Below are 17066 nucleotides of genomic sequence, written 5' to 3'. Positions count from 1 at the left end.
AAAAAAAGCGGGCAACAAGCCCGCCTTAAAATAATACTTGCCATATTACCTTAATTCTGTTTTTCGGCAGGTTCAACCTTCCTTGATTCCAGGGCCTGCTTACTTAAGCTGGCCAGATTAAAATTGGGATCAATTTTTAGTGCTTCATCAATTGTAGCAATAGCCAGATCTATATCATCCTTATTCATGTTGTATTGAACAAGACCTTTTAAATGATAAAAGGCTGCTTTTAGAGGTACTTCATATGGTTGCTGCCTTTCATAAAAAGCGTACTTCATATCATCTTTAGCGTTAAGAATACCATATTCAATGTTGATATTGGCACCGGTGTTATCTCCTGTCTGAATCTTGAGATCTGCCAGTTCATAGGCCAAATAGGCGTTGGGTTGCCTGGAATATAAAACCTCAAACTGTTCGAGGGCCCTTTTGGGCTGATTCAAAGCTTTTAATGATATGGCCTTTACCTGGACTGCAAGATCGGAATCTGTAGCGTTCTTCTCAATGCCTATGGTATTTAAAGCTTGTAAATGCTGATTATTATTCGCATATACATAGGCCAGGGTATCTCTCCTTTTAACAGAAGGCGATAGTACGTTTAAATGAGTCAATGCATTGATTACACCGTTAATATCGGCCTGCAATCGCATTTCCTTATAATATGCCTCAAAATGCTTTTGAAGCTCTGCGTTGGTTTGTGAGTAACCACCGTGAATGTATCCTAAACCAATAATAAGAATAAATATAAACTTCTTCATTTTCGTATAAATTTCGTGCGGCAAAACTAATACATTTTTTTTGGTCTTTACATAAGGAAACTCTTAAAAGTCAATAAGATGGAATTTTATTATGAATATCAATTTTTAATTGACCCTTTCTTTGTTATTTTTTGGTCAGGTTTCCGTATTAAAAGGAACTTATAAAAAAAGGATGCCGTTGGGCATCCTTTTAATTTGGTGGTCATTAGTTCTGAATTATTTATGCCAGGGTTAATTCTTCTTCTTTTTTGGTATAAGAATTTAATAAGCTTGCATAAAATGCGAGACTCCTGTTATCCTTGTCTATACATGATTTTAGAAATTCACACAAATTATTAAAAAACAGGTTTGTATATAATGTAGGTAGTCTCAAATTAATTTTTTTAGGATCATAATCCTTTTCATTCATTACAATATCCATTGCTATTCTTTTACGGTGATAATCAATAGACACATCTGTGGCATTGTAATGATTCTTTACAATAGCCTTGTGCAGGCTCTGAAAGTTTTTGGTCATCTTACATTTCGCACAACTACGGGAGATGAGACTTTCCAGTTCCATTAAAATCCTCCCCTTTAAATTTGTTTTTTCCATGACATTTTGGGATTTAATGTTTACATAAAGATACGGATTATCGATAAAAAGCTGAAAATCAACGGTATAAATTAACCTTTTATCGATGTTTTTGTTGTAAAAGTGGTTGTAGTTGTTGTGAAATGCTATTTAATTCTAGTATAAAATGGAATATTTTTAGCAAGAAAATTCCTACTAAGTACTATTTTTCCACTTTTTATGGATTGGGGGTTCAGATATTGGGGTCTTGGAAGCATATTTTTATCTGCCATTTGGTAATAATAGTCTCTTTTCAATGGGTGATCAGGGTAGACCCCGTTAAAGATTTGATCCCACCAATTATTTTCAAGCACTGTTTTTATCAGATGTATACAATCATCTAAATGTATTAAGTTAACGGGAACATTACCATCGCTCAGTCCTTTTTTGCCGGATAACATTGTAATGGGATGTCTGTTTGGTCCTATAAGACCTCCAAATCTAAGGATGGTGGTTTGAATTGATTTGTCGTTTTGAAAGATCTTTTCAGCCTCAACTAATTGCCTGCCGGATTCAGTTACAGGCATCGGAAAGGTATCTTCGGTTACCTCACCCTCAGAAGCTCCATATACCGAAGTACTGCTCACAAATAGTATTTTTTTGACGTTTGATTTTACCATCTCATTGTGCAAAAGATTCATTTTTAGAACATAGTTCTCTTTGTAGTTACCCCGGAGCCTGGGGGGTATATTTATTATAAGGATATCAACCTGGTCCAGAAATTCTGCAAGTGAACCTGAAACACTTTCCTCACCTAAAATGACTATAAAGGGCTTTATTCCTTCCTTCTCCAAGGCATCCAGTTTGTTCTTATTGGTAGTACTTCCATGCACATTATAACCGACATGTATCAGAGATTTGGCAAGAGGAAATCCAAGCCATCCGCATCCAATAATTCCAACGGTATTTTTCAAAATTTAATCGTTTTAATCAGTAAAATTGCGTCATTGAGTACAAAGGGCATTGGAATGGTTGCTTCCGGTCTATCGGGAATTGTAAATGAAGGATTATCCAATAGATCATTAGAGGACTCGTATAAAGTGAGCTCTAAAGGTTCGTCTTTAGGAATGCTTAGCTGTATTTCTGTAAAATCATTATTACTTATGAAGTGTGTAATTAGCCTACCTCCTTTCCTGTTATTAAGGAAGTAGTCGGATAATTTAACATTATTCACTTTTGCTCCTAAAATATTTAGTTCGTTTGTAAAGATGTCTAAACGATTAACTTCGCGTTGTGGGGTAATGCATAATTCTAACATACGTTTATTTCCTATAACTGTATCTAAGGTAATCTCAACTTTTGGCGGCAATAGTTCTTTAATTGGGGCGTCTGCCATATAGGTAAATCCTGTATCGTATTTACTACTTATATTAAAAGCTGCAAGACTGTCTGGCCTTTTTCTGGTTTCTCCCAGATATTGAGATGTCCATGTGGAGAGTTCATTCTCATGTGTAGCCCATTGCGCTCTTTTTTGATCTGTATTAAGTACGTATAAGAGACTTGTAGGTTTTGCATTTTCGCTCGTAAATCCCGAATATAGATGAGTAGTAACCATAAAACCAAAGAATAAAAGAAATGCCAAATAGGCGATACGATTCTTATTCTTATAAGATGCAAAAACCGGAAGAAGTAACAGGAAAGTAAGTGTTGTGAGCACTGTAGATGCAACCATCATTTTTAATCCTAATCCAATTGGAAACATATGAATAAGGGGGGTGTAAAGCCATAGGGCGGGAAGAGCTAAAATTACCAATACATACACGTTTGGCTTGTCCTGATTTAAACTTATTAGGAATGATCCCAAAAGAGCATAGAAAGGTAGAATAAAGTAACTTGCACCAGGCAAATAGGAAGTTAGCCCCCAACAAATACCTAACCAAATGATCAATGGGGCAACCAACAGATTTGAAAGGCTAACTTTCCTGAACTTACGATAAACCAAAAAACAGCTGCCAATGGCGAACATTGCAAAAGCCAGAATGTAGTAATGCCCATTATAAGTAAATCCCTGTAAAATATCTTTATATTGGGGATAAAGCCATTTTAATACAGACCAACTATACCACCCCACAATCCCGTTTATAGTTAATGCTATTATCAGAGGCAGAAATCCTTTAGCAATTTCTCTGAGATCAAGATGCTTTGTTTTAAATCCGTAAAACAATAAAGCGCACATAATCACAAGCGCTAAATAAAACATTGGCCAAATCCAGTCAAAAGGGTAAGAAATAAACTTAAAAAAAGGCACATTAAAATAAACGTAGTCGTTTAAACTCTTCAAATCGTTCAGATCGGCCTTGCTGAAATGTTGTAAAAGCGGCATTAGATAACTCCCCTGATGTGCCAGAGAGTTTCTGTCCAGGCGTTCATAGTTATCTCGAATAGTATGGTAATCGAAATGATCGTCAACAAAAGCAAAGTTAAAGCCTTCAATATCTCCATCTTCCCTAAAAACGGTAAGATCTGTATTATTGGGCATCAATTTATAAATACTGTATGCAAGAGAGTTTGCCACAGGAAATTCAGGATTTGATTTGGTAAATTCCTCAATTAACTTTCCATTTCCCCGGTTTGTTTCAATGAGCATATAGGACTGCCCACCACTACCTCTGGCCTCGAAATTCAAAACCAAACCTATATCTCGAACCCATGGATGATTATTTACAAAGAGCTCGGCCCCATTTAGGTCTAATTCTTCTGCATCAGATAAAAGAATAATAATATCATTTTTAGGAACTACTTTACCAGCCAAATATGCCCTTACACCTTCCAGAATAGTAGCAACACCACTAGCCGCATCGCTGGCGCCTAATGAAGAATGCGGACTGCTATCGTAATGTGAGAGCAGCAGAAGAGCCTTTCCTGGCTGAGATCCCTTTATTCTGGCTAAAATATTTTCCGGTTTGCCTAAATACCCCTTATCTCCTACACTATATCCATGCTGTGTGGACGTTTCCAATCCCAATTGGGTTAATTGATCAATAATGTAGTTTTTTACCGTTTCATGTGCTTCAAAACCAACGCCGTGTGGCTTATTAGAAATGGTTTCAACATGTTGTAAAGCCCTATCCGTTGAAAAAGCGATCTTTGGTTTTTGTGAATCCAAATTATACTTGGGCATTGCAGTATCAAAACTCAGGTAAATGGCCAATAGAATCAGCAGAAACGAAATTATTTCGGCATATTTCTTCATAATATAGAATTGTCAGATAAAAGTATAAAATTCTAGTATCCTAGTTCATTTTGGCGAATATATTTAATAATTAAGCAGGAAAACCCTATATTTAATATTAAGCTAATATTTAAAAAGGTATGGGTATAAAGAGTTTTATGGGCCGAAGAGCCAAAAAAGGATCCAAAAAGGAGTATGATGCCCCAATTCTGGTGGAGGATTATATGACAAGAAAATTACTGACTTTTAGTACAGATCAATCCATACTGGAGGTAATGGAATCTTTTGCCAAAAATCATATTTCCGGGGGACCGGTTTTGGATGATAATGGGTTTTTAGTAGGAATTATTTCAGAGGCAGATTGTATGAAGGAAATTTCGGAAAGCCGTTATTTTAACCAGCCTATCCTCGATGCAAGCGTAGAACGTTTTATGACCAAAGATGTGGAAACTATACCTCATGACATGAGCATTTTTGATGCTGCAGGAGTTTTTCATAAAAACAATCGCAGGAGATTACCGGTTTTAAAGGATGGCCTTTTAATAGGCCAGATAAGTCGCAAGGATATTGTGATCGCCGCTTTAAAACTTACCAGTCATAACTATCAATAATTTTCAGATTTTAAGTAGTTGAATTTCTTTTTCCGGATACTTTTACGGGGATAATTGCTATTCGCGTTTAACGATCATGTAATAATCATTATCCAAAGGAAGATAGCCAAGATCGTATACAAAGTAATAGGTCGTTCCTTTTTTTGTAGTATATAGATTGGTTATATATTCAAAATCGAAGCCTTTGTCCATTAGACGGGTCTTGGTTGTGCGCGTTTTACCATCCTTTAAGGCAAAACTATCTAAGACCCTGTAATTCTTTCGAAGCCTGTTATTTATGTTTCTTACAAGGTTTTTACTATCCTTATTTAGTTTATTATTATAAGCATTACGGCAATAGTCTGAACAGTATTTTTTATCTATCCGGCCTCTGATAATTTCGCCGCATTCCAGACATTTTTTTTCTTCCTGATGTTCCATGTGTGCTAAAAGAAAAAGTTACTCTATTTAATGATGTGAGTAAGCTAAACTACTACAATATCGTATTTTCCGAGCAACCCTACAACTCCATCTTTTGAGAATTTAGCTTTCCTAAGTCGATTTTGTTCAGGGTCAATTTTAAAATTGACAGCTGTACTTAAATCGGCCTGCTCCAGGTTCGTTTTCTCAAAAATTACTTTATTTAAATCGCATTCTTTAAATCGTGCATTACTGAGGTTGGCCTCTGTAAAGTCAGCTTCCATTAGTTTGCATTCAGTAAACTCTATATTTTTAAGCTGTAACTGATAAAATGAAGCCAGGATCAATGAACAATGATCGAAGGAAAGTGACAACAAAATGGGATTACAATGTTCAAAGTGAAGCCCCGTCAGTTTACAGAAAGAAAATGAAACCTCATTAAAAACCGAATGACTTATATTGGCATTACTTAGGTTACAATGATTAAATTGACATGTGGTAAAATCTGTATTATCGAGGTAGCCATCAGCAAAATTGCAACCTTCAAAAATACAGTTTTCGTATTCTGCTTTTTTCAATCTCACTTTGGTGAAATCCTCATCCTTGTAGGTAGTATCTTCAATAAATGATTTGATCATTGCAACATATAATGGAGTGGTACTTATATTTTTACTAATGCATTCTTTTCCTCAGATCCCTGAAAAGATAATTGCGCTAATTTTTTTGAGTTTATAGTGATCCGGTTATTTAGTCATCTATTGCGCTAAATACCATCTGCCGGAATTTCCAGGCGGTATTATCGTTTGAGGCGCCTTGTGTTTGTTTCATCAGAATACCAATGACCTGCTCCTCCGGATCCGCAAAATATTGGGTATTAAAATAGCCACCCCATTCAAAAGTACCTTCACTACCTAAGCCACCGGAATCTTCTCCTTTTTGCTTTACTACCCCAAATGCCAATCCGTAATTATTAGGGTCTTCTTTCCAGATGTCCCCAATTTGGTTTGCCATTATGCTTCTTACAGTGGTTCTGCTCAGTAGCCTAACTCCGTTTAACTCACCCTTATTCAGATACATTTGGAGGAAGGTTGCATAATCTTTCGCGGTACTGGAAAGACCCGCCCCACCGGAAAAAAACCTTTTAGCGCCTTTAATAGGATAATCGGTATCATAAAACGTGACCGGAAATTTTTCCCATTTCCCGTCTACTTTATGCTGAACATTTACCAGGCGGTCATGCTTCTCTTTTGGTAAATAAAACCAGGTGTCGTTCATGCCCAAAGGATTAAAAATCCGGGTTCTGAGAAATTCATTAAAGGGTACACCTGAGACTACTTCAATAAAATAACCAAGAACATCAAGACCTTCACTATAAGTAAATTTCTCACCTGGAGTATGGTGCAATGGAAGCCCGGCGAGTTTCTTAACACTTTCTTCGATTGAAATATCCTCAGTAGTAAAAAGATCTGTGATACCAGCCTTGTGATAGATTGCTTTGAATCTTGGATCGCCGTCAATTACCCCATAACCTATTCCGGAGGTATGGGTAATTAAATGTCTGATCGTAATTTCTTTCTCTGAAGGAACAGATGTGTATGTAGTATCTGATTCGTTAAAAGTATCGAGAATTTCGACATTTTTAAATTCTGGAATGTATTTGGAAACCGGATCATCTAATTTAAATTTTCCTTCTTCCCAGAGCATCATTACGGCTGTTGAAGTTATGGCCTTCGTCTGAGATGCGATCCTGAAAATAGCATCATTATAAATTTTAATACCAGCCGAATTATCCGCCAGCCCATAGGCGCTGTGGAATACTATTTTTCCGTCTCTAGCAATTAGAGCCACGGCTCCCGGAATATCACCATCCTTTACAGCTTGTTTAAGCATGGCATCTATTCGCTTTAATCGTATATCAGACATTCCAACAGTTGCCGGGGAAGCTGTACTTAGATCAGGTGAAATTTTTACGGAGGGTGTTTGGGCCAAAACCGTTGCTGTAAACACCAAACAAAAAAGAAGGTATATTTTACTCATAATTTAATTTTTATCTTGTCCGCCTGCCCTATCCGGAGAGCGTGATGTTGGCCATTCTTGTTGTATTCCTGTATTCTGACTTGTTGGAAGAGTAGCTTTTTCCCTGGATGTTTTTTCAGGGTCTTCGCAGGCCATGTATGTAAGGATTGCGGTAAGAATTGCATTGTTTCGAACATCATCAAAAACGATCTTGTCATAGGTGTCTAAATTGGTATGCCAGGTATAATTCCGATAGCTCCAGCTTAAGGAACTAAGTGAAAAAGCAGGAGCACCCTTAGCCACAAAAGCAGCATAATCAGATCCTCCCCGGCCAGGAGATCCCGGGTATGTGGTTTCGATATGATCGCGTATGTCTTTGGGAACGGCCTGGAGCCAGCGTCCCAGATAATCGTAAGCATGAAGGAACCCCTGTCCGGACAATTTGACAACCCGTCCGGTTCCATTATCCTGATTAAAAAGTGCCTGCAATCCTTTTACGACTTCCGGTCTGTCTTCAACAAAGGAGCGGGAACCATTGAGCCCTTGTTCCTCACTGCCCCATAGCCCAATAATAATAGTCCGTTTAGGGTTTGGATATATTTTTTTAAGGATACGTGCAGTTTCCATCATGGTAATTGTACCTGTACCGTTATCGGTTGCGCCGGTACCGCCATCCCACGAATCAAAATGGGCAGAAAGTACGACATATTCATCTGGGAATTCTGTGCCAGGAATAGTGGCTATGGTATTAAAAGTGGGCACCCTTCCCAATTCTTTTGATTTAGAAACCACTTTTAATACAGGTTTGCCGCCGTTCTCTGCCAATCGGTATATCATTCCGTAATCTTCCAGGGAAATGTCTATAACTGGAATTGTTTTGGTATTTGCACTAAAAATTTTATTGGCCCCAAAGCCTTTGGACCACCTTGATTGTATAATAGCTGCTGCACCGGCTTCCTCCAGCGCTCTATTTAGGGTTCTGCTATTATATCCGGTATTTCGGATTTGTTGATACCAGGCCTTGGTCTGTACTTCCCGATCGGCTTTCATTTTTTCAAAAGATTCGTCAGTGGCGAATTCTTCCCAATTATAATCCGGGCGCCCTGTAGGCTGATTCATGGAGATTGTCACAAATTTGCCTTTGACATTAGGGAGCCAATTTGCAAAGGCCAGTGAATCTTCCACTGCAGGAAGGTTTATTACTTCAGCGGTAATTCCTGAATCTGAAGTACTCGGGCTCCATGCCAGTTGTGTGCCTCTTAGAGACACTACTCTGGGAGAAACCATGTCTACATGGGTAATACCCCGTTCCCAGCCCCTCCAGGTACCCCATTCCTCATTTCGGGCGTCTATTCCCCACTTATTAAAGGTAGCTACTGCCCAGTTATTGGCTTTTGTCATTTGGGGGGTACCCACCAAACGGGGCCCGATAACATCCATTAATTCATGAGCGAGTTGTTCTAACTGGGAATTTTCAATGGCCTCTTTTTTTAATTGATCCACGACTTCTTCTGTGGACTGGCCAATTAAAAATGTAACATTTAAAAGGAGAAAAATAAGGAATAAGTGAGCTTGTCTAAGCATGTTATAATGTGTGTTTTATGAATAGCAGACTAAGATAGGAATAAAAGATTTTAGTTAAGTCCGGGTATTGTTGCAATGTCATATTTACATTGGAAATAGGATGTCATAAGGCTCTCAAAATCTTTAAGATTTTCCATATTCCTTAAAGCAATCCACTCGTTAACTTATGCCATATATTATAATATTTGAAATAAGATAATAATTTTAGGTTACGTAAATAATTAACATTCAGCGTTATAACTAAGTACAAACGACTACAAAAGATTACAAACGAAAATAAGTACTTCCTAACCGAGTAACCCTAAACTGCTGTTCTATGTTTGCAGTGTCGGAGTATAAGACCCGATAGTATTAACTGTTTAATCCTTAAAATTAGAAATTATGAACGCACTTAGAAACAAAGTACAGTTGATTGGAAACCTGGGGCAAGACCCTGAAATTGTTAACCTTGATAATGGCGGTAAATTGGCCAAATTTTCCGTAGCTACCAATGAGATTTACAAAAATAGTAAAGGAGAAAAGATTACAGATACCCAATGGCATAATGTGGTAGCCTGGGGTAAAACCGCAGAGATTGTGGAAAATTACCTGGCAAAGGGTAACGAAGTAGCCGTAGAAGGTAAGCTCATTCATCGCTCTTATGAAAATAAAGAAGGTGAAAAAAGATATATTACCGAGATTAAATGCAATGAACTAGTGATGCTGGGAAAATAGAGTTTGGAACTATATGGAAAAAACCATAATTTATTTTACCATAAAAAAGAGGATCTTACAAGATCCTCTTTTTTTAAGGTTGTGGGTCTGCAGCTGCGCTTTCAACTGTGATCTGTTGTACATCCCTATCGAATAGGTAGAGTCCGCTTTTGTCATTCCCAATAAGGTTAATCTTATCTAAAATGGTGCGCGCAAGCGCTTCTTCTTCCATCTGTTCGGCAACATACCACTGAAGAAAATTATGTGTGGCATAATCTTTTTCCTGCAGAGCTACATGTACCAACTCATTGATGCTTTTGGAAACAAAAATTTCGTGATCATATAAATCTTCAAACATCTTTTGAAAGGAATCGTAAACGGCTTTGGGCTCAGTTAATGCGGATATAGCCGATTGCCCTCCTCGTTCATTTACATATTTAACGAGTTTCAGCATATGCATTCTTTCCTCATCGGACTGTTTATACATAAACAGCGAAATTCCTTCAAGCCCTTTTACCTCTGCCCATGAAGCCATAGACAAATAAACCTGTGAAGACTCCGCTTCGATCCTGATTTGGTCGTTCAGGGCTTTTTCCATATTTTTTGAAAGCATGATATCAATTTTAATCAAAGTTACAAAATCTAGCTACTAAGGACTACGCAAAACGCCAAGATTTTAGTCCTGTTCGTCATTTTTTTAAGCACCTTATTATCTCGCCATAACAATCAAGTTCGGGCCAATTCGATGGATCAATTGCAAAATATCAGGTGGGCCTTAAATTCAAGGGCTTTCATCGTGAGAGAATATCCTACTTATATAAAGCAAGTTGGATGCGTTTTCGATCAATATCCACCTCCAGGACCTTCACTACAACTTGTTGGTGAAGGCTTACATGCTCGTTTACATCTTTAACAAAAGTATCGGAAAGTTGTGAGATATGGATTAGGCCACTTTCTTTAATCCCAAGATCCACAAAACAGCCAAAATTGGTAATATTGTTCACTATGCCCGGCAATAATTGTCCTTCTCTTATATCCGTGATGCTCCTGATATTTTGATTAAAGGTAAAGACTTTTGCTTTTTCCCTAAGGTCCAGGCCTGGTTTTTCGAGCTCCCCGATGATATCCTTCAAGGTGGGCAGGCCCACATTATCGGTGCAATAGGCCTTAAGATCAATTTTTTGAAGAACTTCTTTGTTGCCAATGAGCTCTGTTATAGCCATTTGATTGTCCTTTACCATTTTTTGAACAATACTATAGCTCTCCGGGTGTACAGCAGAATCGTCCAGAGGATTATCTCCTCCTTTTATACGCAAGAAAGCAGCTCCTTGTTCAAATGCCTTACTACCTAATCTTGGTACTTTTTGTATTTCATCCCTATTGGAAAAGGCCCCATTTTGGTTTCTGTAATTCACAATGTTTTCGGCTAATTTTGGACCCAAACCTGAAACATGGGCCAATAAGGGAACACTGGCAGTATTGATATTTACACCAACAAAATTTACGCAGCTTTCCACTACGGTATCCAATGATCTTTTTAAGCTTTCTTGATCCACATCGTGCTGATATTGTCCAACTCCTATCGATTTTGGGTCAAGTTTGACCAATTCCGCAAGGGGATCTGCCAATCTCCTGCCGATGGAAACCGCACCACGAACAGTTACATCATAATTAGGAAATTCGTCACGCGCTATTTTGGAAGCCGAGTAGATTGATGCCCCGGCTTCACTTACTACATAAACTTCTATAGGGTTTCTAAACTGAAGGTGTTTAATAAGTTGTTCGGTCTCTCGCGAAGCAGTTCCGTTACCAATTGCAATAGCTTCTATTTTATAAGCATCTGCCAGGGAACTGATTTTTTTCATGGCACCTTTACGGTCGTTTTGTGGAGCATGAGGATAAATAGTTTCATTGTGTTCCAGGTCACCCTGTTCATTTAAACAAACAAGCTTACAACCTGTTCTAAACCCGGGATCAATTGCCATTATTCGTTTTTCTCCCAGGGGTGCTCCAAGTAATAGTTGTTTGAGGTTTTTGGAAAATACCGCGATGGCGGCCTCATCAGCTTTTTCCTTAGCATTCTTAAATGTCTCGTTGGAAAGCGATGGGAACAACAAGCGTTTATAGGCATCCTGGATAGCCATTTTAATTTGTGAAGAACAGGCATTGTTGTGCAAAACGAGCTTTTCTTCAATTTGGTAAAATACCTTATCCTGGTCTATTTCTAGTTTTGTCCTAATAAAACCCTCATTTTCTGCCCGAAGAATAGCCAATAAACGATGGGAAGGACATTTGGAAAGGGGTTCGCTCCAATCGAAATAATCCCTGTATTTCTGGGCTTTTTCTTCATTTTTTTTAGGACTTACCAGCTTGGTAGAGAGAAGGGCATATCTATTCAGTTGGAAACGTATTAGGTTCCTGATATCGCTGCGTTCATTGATCCATTCAGCGATTATATGTCTGGCACCTTCGAAGGCCTGGGCTGCATTCAGGATTGCTTTATTGAAGAATTTTTGGGCAATCGCATTAAGGTTGTCGGTATTTTGTGCCATAATTATTTTGGCCAGGCCTTCCAAACCATTTTTTTTAGCTACTTCAGCCTTGGTTTTACGTTTCTTTCTGAAGGGAAGGTATAAATCCTCCAAAAGGCCCAATGTTGTCGCCTGGCTAATTTTGGTTTGCAGCTCATTGGTCAGCACATTATATTCTTCAAGAGATTTTAGGATTGTACTTCTGCGTTTCTCCAATGTTTCATATTGTAGTTTATGCGTTACAATATGGCCTATTTGAACCTCATCCAGATTACCGGTTCGTTCTTTTCTATACCTGGAGATAAAGGGAACTGTACAATCTTCATTAAGTAAGACAATAGTATTTTGGATACTCTTTACCGGTAGTTTGGTATAGCGGGCAATAAATGGGACGAGTTCCATGAAATATATATTATGTATTGAAGTAACAAGGGGTATCGTCCAACCGGACAATCATTGAATCGTACTAATTTATGGGCTCCCCATTTGCAACCCCTTCTTCGCTCGGGTTAAGGAATATCAGTTTCCCCTCTTTATTTTCAGTCATTAAAATCATGCCTTCACTTTCTACTCCCCTGAGTGCCCTGGGTGCAAGATTTACCAAAACGGTTACCTGTCTTCCTATGATTTCCTCTGGACTAAAACTTTCGGCAATGCCTGAAACGATTGTCCGGGTATCTATTCCTGTATCTACCTTAAGAACCAGGAGCTTTTTGGTTTTAGGCATTTTTTCTGCTTCTAAAATGGTGCCCACACGTAAGTCCATTTTGGTGAAATCTTCGAAATTTATGGTCTCTTTTTGCGGCATAATAGTTTTATTTTCAGATTCGTTTATTTTTTTTGTGGCTTCAAGTTTGCTTAGTTGCGCTTGTATTTCTTCGTCTTCTACTTTTCGAAATAGCAATTCAGGCTCACCTATTTGGCGACCTTTTGGCAGAAGGGTTTCTTTTTTTGTAACATCAGACCAGGAGAGCTCAACAAGATCAGAATTCGTGGTAGAGGTTTTTTCTGCGATAGACAAAATTCTTTTCAATTTTGTTGAAGTAAAAGGCAAAAAAGGCTCAGCCAGAACAGCAAGGGCAGCGGCTATTTGAAGTGCAACAAACATAATGGTCTGCACTCTGTCTTTATCCTCCTTGATCACCTTCCATGGTTCTTCATCTGCCAGATATTTATTACCCAAACGTGCAAGATTCATTAATTCCTGACTTGCCTCACGAAAGCGGTAACGTTCAATAGAGTCTGAAATTATTCCGGGATATGTTTTTAGGGTTGCTAAAGTATTTTTATCAACTTGTGTAAATTGATTTGGTTCAGAGACAACACCTTCAAAATATTTGTTGGTAAGCACCACAACCCGGTTTATGAAATTTCCAAAAATGGCAACCAATTCGTTGTTATTTCGGGCCTGAAAATCCTTCCATGTAAAATCATTATCCTTGGTTTCCGGGGCATTTGCAGTAAGGGTATAGCGTAAAACATCCTGCATATCAGGGAATTCTACCAAATACTCGTGAAGCCAAACCGCCCAGTTCTTTGAAGTAGACAATTTATTCCCCTCCAGGTTTAGAAATTCATTGGCCGGAACATTATCAGGTAAAATATAGTCCTTATGTGCCTTAAGCAAGCTGGGAAAAATAATACAGTGAAAAACGATATTGTCTTTTCCGATAAAATGGACCAGTTTGGTGTCTTTTGCCTTCCAGTATAATTCCCAGTCTTTTCCTGTTCTGGCGGCCCATTCTTTGGTAGATGAAATATACCCTATAGGCGCATCAAACCAGACGTATAATACTTTCCCTTCGCCACCTTTAACAGGAACAGGAATTCCCCAGTCCAGGTCGCGTGTTATGGCCCTTGGTTTTAACCCATCATCTATCCATGATTTACATTGCCCGTAAACGTTAGGTTTCCAATCGTTTTTATGACCGATTATGATCCACTCTTTTAAAAAATCTTCATACTGGTCCAGGGGCAGGAACCAATGTTTGGTTTCTTTAAGCGTTGGTACGGCTCCAGAAATTGTCGATTTCGGATTAATAAGGTCTGTCGCATTAAGTGAAGAACCGCAGTTTTCACACTGATCTCCATAAGCCTCTTCGTAACCGCATTTAGGGCAGGTTCCAATAACAAATCGGTCTGCAAGAAATTGTTGGGCTTCCTCATCGTAAAGTTGAGCTGTTACCTCCTCCAGGAAATCGCCTTGTTCGTATAAAGTTTTAAAAAAATCGCCGGCCGTTTCGTGATGAATTTGGGCGGAGGTACGTGAATAATTGTCAAAAGATATTCCAAAATCTACAAACGATTTTTTTATAATACCATGGTATTTGTCAATAATCTCTTTTGGTGAAACTCCTTCTTTTTTAGCCTTCATGGGTATGGCCACGCCATGTTCATCACTTCCGCAAACAAAGGCCACATCATTACCATTTAACCTGAGGTATCTTGCATAGATGTCTGCAGGAACGTAGACTCCGGCCAGGTGCCCAATATGAATAGGGCCGTTTGTATAAGGCAAAGCTGCTGTGATTGTATATCTGGCAGGTTTATGCAGGTGTTCCGACATCAAAAATGGATTAAGGCACAAAAATAACTATTATTTCAGACCAAACACCAAGTACCCGGGAAAAAGAAAACCCCCGGAACACCAGATCCTTTTATACAGGATTACTGGTGTCCGGGGGCAATTATGCAAAGTAGGGGTAACCTAAGTTACCATTATCGATTTGGACATTTTCCTGTCCGAAACTTGTATTCTATATATGTATTTACCAGTAGACAAATGTGAAGGTAAATTTTCCCTTATGTTGATTTCGGTAGAACCTTCCGCCATTATCTGATTATAGACAGTTCCAACATTTTGTCCCAGGATATTATATAATTGAATATCAACATGAGCAGTAAAAGGCATTTCTAAATAGATATGTGGTGTGCTACTAGTGGGATAAAATGGTTCGTGAACTATTGCTTCAAGCAATTCCGGAGTTGGATCTTCTGCAACCGGATCTTCTGGCATTGGAGGGGTAGGAGGGCCTTCACTATAAACAATAGGGGGGAATTCCGTTCCACTACAATTAAAGCCAAGATCAACTGGCGCATATGGGTGATCCAGTAAATGCTGCTCTACCAATGGTATTGGGACACACAGCCATTCTGCAAGTACCGTGGCATAGAGATCCCTAAAGTCCATTGTATATTCAAGGTTTCCACGCCCATTAGGACTTTCCAGAGAAGGGTGTTCCCCTACAAAGGCACTACCATTGAGCCCTGAACCGAAAAATAGGGTTGGGGCAGCCTTACCGTGGTCTGTTCCGTTTGAACCGTTTTCAAATATTCGTCTTCCGAATTCGGAAAATGTCATACTCAATACCTTTTCATCTTGTTGTGTAAATGCAATATCCTCATAGAAGTTATTGATAGCAATAGATAAATTGGACATTAATCGTTCATGAGCAAGTGGTTGATTTCCGTGGGTATCAAAACCTCCCATTGAAATCATATACACTTTTGTACCTAAATTTCCCTTAATCAGTCTTGCCAAAAGGGCTAATTGTCTTGCAAATCCATTGTCCTGATATTGCACCTGATTTTGCCCTCTTTCATATGCTTCATGGATAAGTCCGGAGTATTCATAAGTGGTGTTAGCCACTCCTCTTAAAAACTTAAGCTGATCTCCGTACATACAGTTATTAAACAAACTGTCATCCAGGCTATATTGAACTCCTGATTCTGCAATTTCTTCCAGCTGATCGATATTTGAAGTAACAAACGCATAGTTGGTTTCTTCACCCTGGAATACCAAACTACCAAAATTTCCAATTTGAATTGCTGCAGGTGCTGCAGGGGGGTTTACCAAATAATCAGGGTAAATATTTTCAAAATAACGGCCCATCCAACCCGTATTCAGTCCATCAAAACCGGTAGTTGTTAAATCGGTGTTCGCATAAATATCAGATCCGGTAAAGTGAGATAAACTTTGATTTTCATAACCTACACCATGAACCGCTTTTACCTGGCCGGCACCCCACATGGGTTCCAATGAATTCATATAAGTAGGAATCCCAAATTCATCCGAAAGTTTAAGGATCTTACTTTCCGGAATATAGATATTGGGTCTTGCATTGGCGTACGTATCGTACTGCTCAATTGGGATCACCGTGCTCAATCCGTCATTACCGCCAGAAAGACGAATAAGGATCAAAATACTATCTGTATCGGCATTGGCAATAGCCGCGGTCAGTGGGGACGGTGCAGATGCGGTCAGCATATTACTGCCGAGCATCATCGAACCAGACCCGGCAATGCCCAATGCCTGTAAAAAGGATCGACGACTCCAATACTTATGTTCTTCGTCGTGACCGTTATTATTTTTTATATTAATAGGTAAATGATTATTACTCATAGTCGTAGGTTTTATTTTAGTTGAAACTCTGGTTGTCTGGATAAGTGCATCAGCAATAGGAATACTTGTTGGGGTACTTCCGGGCTAACGGAAAGCATCCATAATCCCAATCCTCCCGGAATATAGTCGGGACCATAATAATTTTCCGGTACATCTTCAATTTTAAAAACAGACATTGCATTTTCAAAATCCTGAGCTGTAAGCAATCCTAGTGGTGTAATTTTATCTACTATGGCGCTAACCACAGTTTCGGGATTACTTGTATTGCTATCAGCAGCACCAACTGCATC

14 protein-coding genes and 1 pseudogene are annotated in these 17066 nt (G+C 38.7%); 2 read left to right on the top strand and 13 right to left on the bottom strand.

Going from position 1 to position 17066, the window contains the following annotated elements; genetic code table 11:
* Positions 1 to 50: 50 nt before the first annotated feature.
* The 4 genes from Q0X66_RS10765 to Q0X66_RS10750 all read right to left on the bottom strand — a co-directional run bounded on the left by Q0X66_RS10765 (position 51) and on the right by Q0X66_RS10750 (position 4561).
* Complete coding sequence (locus Q0X66_RS10765) at positions 51 to 755, bottom strand: hypothetical protein (RefSeq protein ID WP_297706207.1); 705 nt, start codon at positions 753 to 755, stop codon at positions 51 to 53.
* A gap of 220 nt (positions 756 to 975) precedes the next feature.
* Entirely contained in the window at positions 976 to 1350 is a 375-nt protein-coding gene (locus Q0X66_RS10760) for a hypothetical protein (RefSeq protein ID WP_297706205.1), read from the bottom strand.
* 125 nt (positions 1351 to 1475) lie between these two features.
* Complete coding sequence (locus Q0X66_RS10755; protein WP_297706203.1) at positions 1476 to 2282, bottom strand: SDR family oxidoreductase; 807 nt, start codon at positions 2280 to 2282, stop codon at positions 1476 to 1478.
* Positions 2279 to 4561, bottom strand: a complete 2283-nt coding sequence (locus Q0X66_RS10750) for a M28 family peptidase (protein ID WP_297706201.1) — start codon at positions 4559 to 4561, stop codon at positions 2279 to 2281. The genes Q0X66_RS10755 and Q0X66_RS10750 overlap by 4 nt, the downstream gene beginning before the upstream one ends.
* Before the next feature lie 119 nt (positions 4562 to 4680).
* Here Q0X66_RS10750 and Q0X66_RS10745 point away from each other — a divergent pair, with 119 nt between their 5' ends.
* On the top strand, positions 4681 to 5151 hold the full coding sequence (locus Q0X66_RS10745) for a CBS domain-containing protein (protein WP_297706199.1): 471 nt from the start codon (positions 4681 to 4683) through the stop codon (positions 5149 to 5151).
* Positions 5152 to 5208: 57 nt separating this feature from the next.
* Here Q0X66_RS10745 and Q0X66_RS10740 read toward each other — a convergent pair whose 3' ends face one another.
* The 4 genes from Q0X66_RS10740 to Q0X66_RS10725 all read right to left on the bottom strand — a co-directional run bounded on the left by Q0X66_RS10740 (position 5209) and on the right by Q0X66_RS10725 (position 9150).
* Positions 5209 to 5571, bottom strand: coding sequence for a hypothetical protein (locus Q0X66_RS10740; RefSeq protein WP_297706197.1), 363 nt, complete (start codon positions 5569 to 5571; stop codon positions 5209 to 5211).
* A gap of 44 nt (positions 5572 to 5615) precedes the next feature.
* Positions 5616 to 6188, bottom strand: coding sequence for a pentapeptide repeat-containing protein (locus tag Q0X66_RS10735; RefSeq protein WP_297706195.1), 573 nt, complete (start codon positions 6186 to 6188; stop codon positions 5616 to 5618).
* A 109-nt stretch (positions 6189 to 6297) separates the two neighbouring features.
* The gene (locus Q0X66_RS10730; RefSeq protein ID WP_297706192.1) at positions 6298 to 7587 is read right to left on the bottom strand and encodes a serine hydrolase; all 1290 of its coding nucleotides are present in this window, start codon (positions 7585 to 7587) and stop codon (positions 6298 to 6300) included.
* A 3-nt stretch (positions 7588 to 7590) separates the two neighbouring features.
* A complete protein-coding gene (locus tag Q0X66_RS10725) occupies positions 7591 to 9150 on the bottom strand; it encodes a M20/M25/M40 family metallo-hydrolase (protein WP_297706190.1) in 1560 nt (519 codons plus the stop codon).
* Positions 9151 to 9531: 381 nt separating this feature from the next.
* Between Q0X66_RS10725 and ssb the strand changes: the two genes are divergently transcribed.
* Positions 9532 to 9864: a single-stranded DNA-binding protein gene (gene ssb, locus Q0X66_RS10720; RefSeq protein WP_297706188.1), complete on the top strand. Its 333-nt coding sequence runs from the start codon at positions 9532 to 9534 to the stop codon at positions 9862 to 9864.
* A 73-nt stretch (positions 9865 to 9937) separates the two neighbouring features.
* Here the strand turns inward: ssb and Q0X66_RS10715 are convergent, their stop codons facing one another.
* The 5 genes and pseudogenes from Q0X66_RS10715 to Q0X66_RS10695 form a co-directional block, all read right to left on the bottom strand.
* Positions 9938 to 10456 carry a ferritin gene (locus Q0X66_RS10715; protein ID WP_297706186.1) on the bottom strand — a complete coding sequence of 173 codons (519 nt, stop codon included), beginning with the start codon at positions 10454 to 10456 and terminating at the stop codon, positions 9938 to 9940.
* Between the two features lie 196 nt (positions 10457 to 10652).
* Positions 10653 to 12776, bottom strand: coding sequence for a Tex family protein (locus Q0X66_RS10710; RefSeq protein WP_297706184.1), 2124 nt, complete (start codon positions 12774 to 12776; stop codon positions 10653 to 10655).
* A 64-nt stretch (positions 12777 to 12840) separates the two neighbouring features.
* Positions 12841 to 14940 carry a methionine--tRNA ligase gene (gene metG, locus Q0X66_RS10705; protein WP_297706182.1) on the bottom strand — a complete coding sequence of 700 codons (2100 nt, stop codon included), beginning with the start codon at positions 14938 to 14940 and terminating at the stop codon, positions 12841 to 12843.
* Positions 14941 to 15081: 141 nt separating this feature from the next.
* Entirely contained in the window at positions 15082 to 16776 is a 1695-nt protein-coding gene (locus Q0X66_RS10700) for a DUF1501 domain-containing protein (RefSeq protein WP_297706180.1), read from the bottom strand.
* A gap of 11 nt (positions 16777 to 16787) precedes the next feature.
* Positions 16788 to 17066 (bottom strand): annotated as a pseudogene (locus Q0X66_RS10695) (DUF1800 domain-containing protein); the annotation flags it as partial.

This window comes from uncultured Eudoraea sp. (assembly GCF_947260015.1).
In the GTDB taxonomy this organism is placed as follows: Bacteria; Bacteroidota; Bacteroidia; order Flavobacteriales; family Flavobacteriaceae; genus Eudoraea.
Note: the sequence above shows the minus strand (reverse complement) of the source record. Positions and strands in the feature narration are given on the sequence as shown.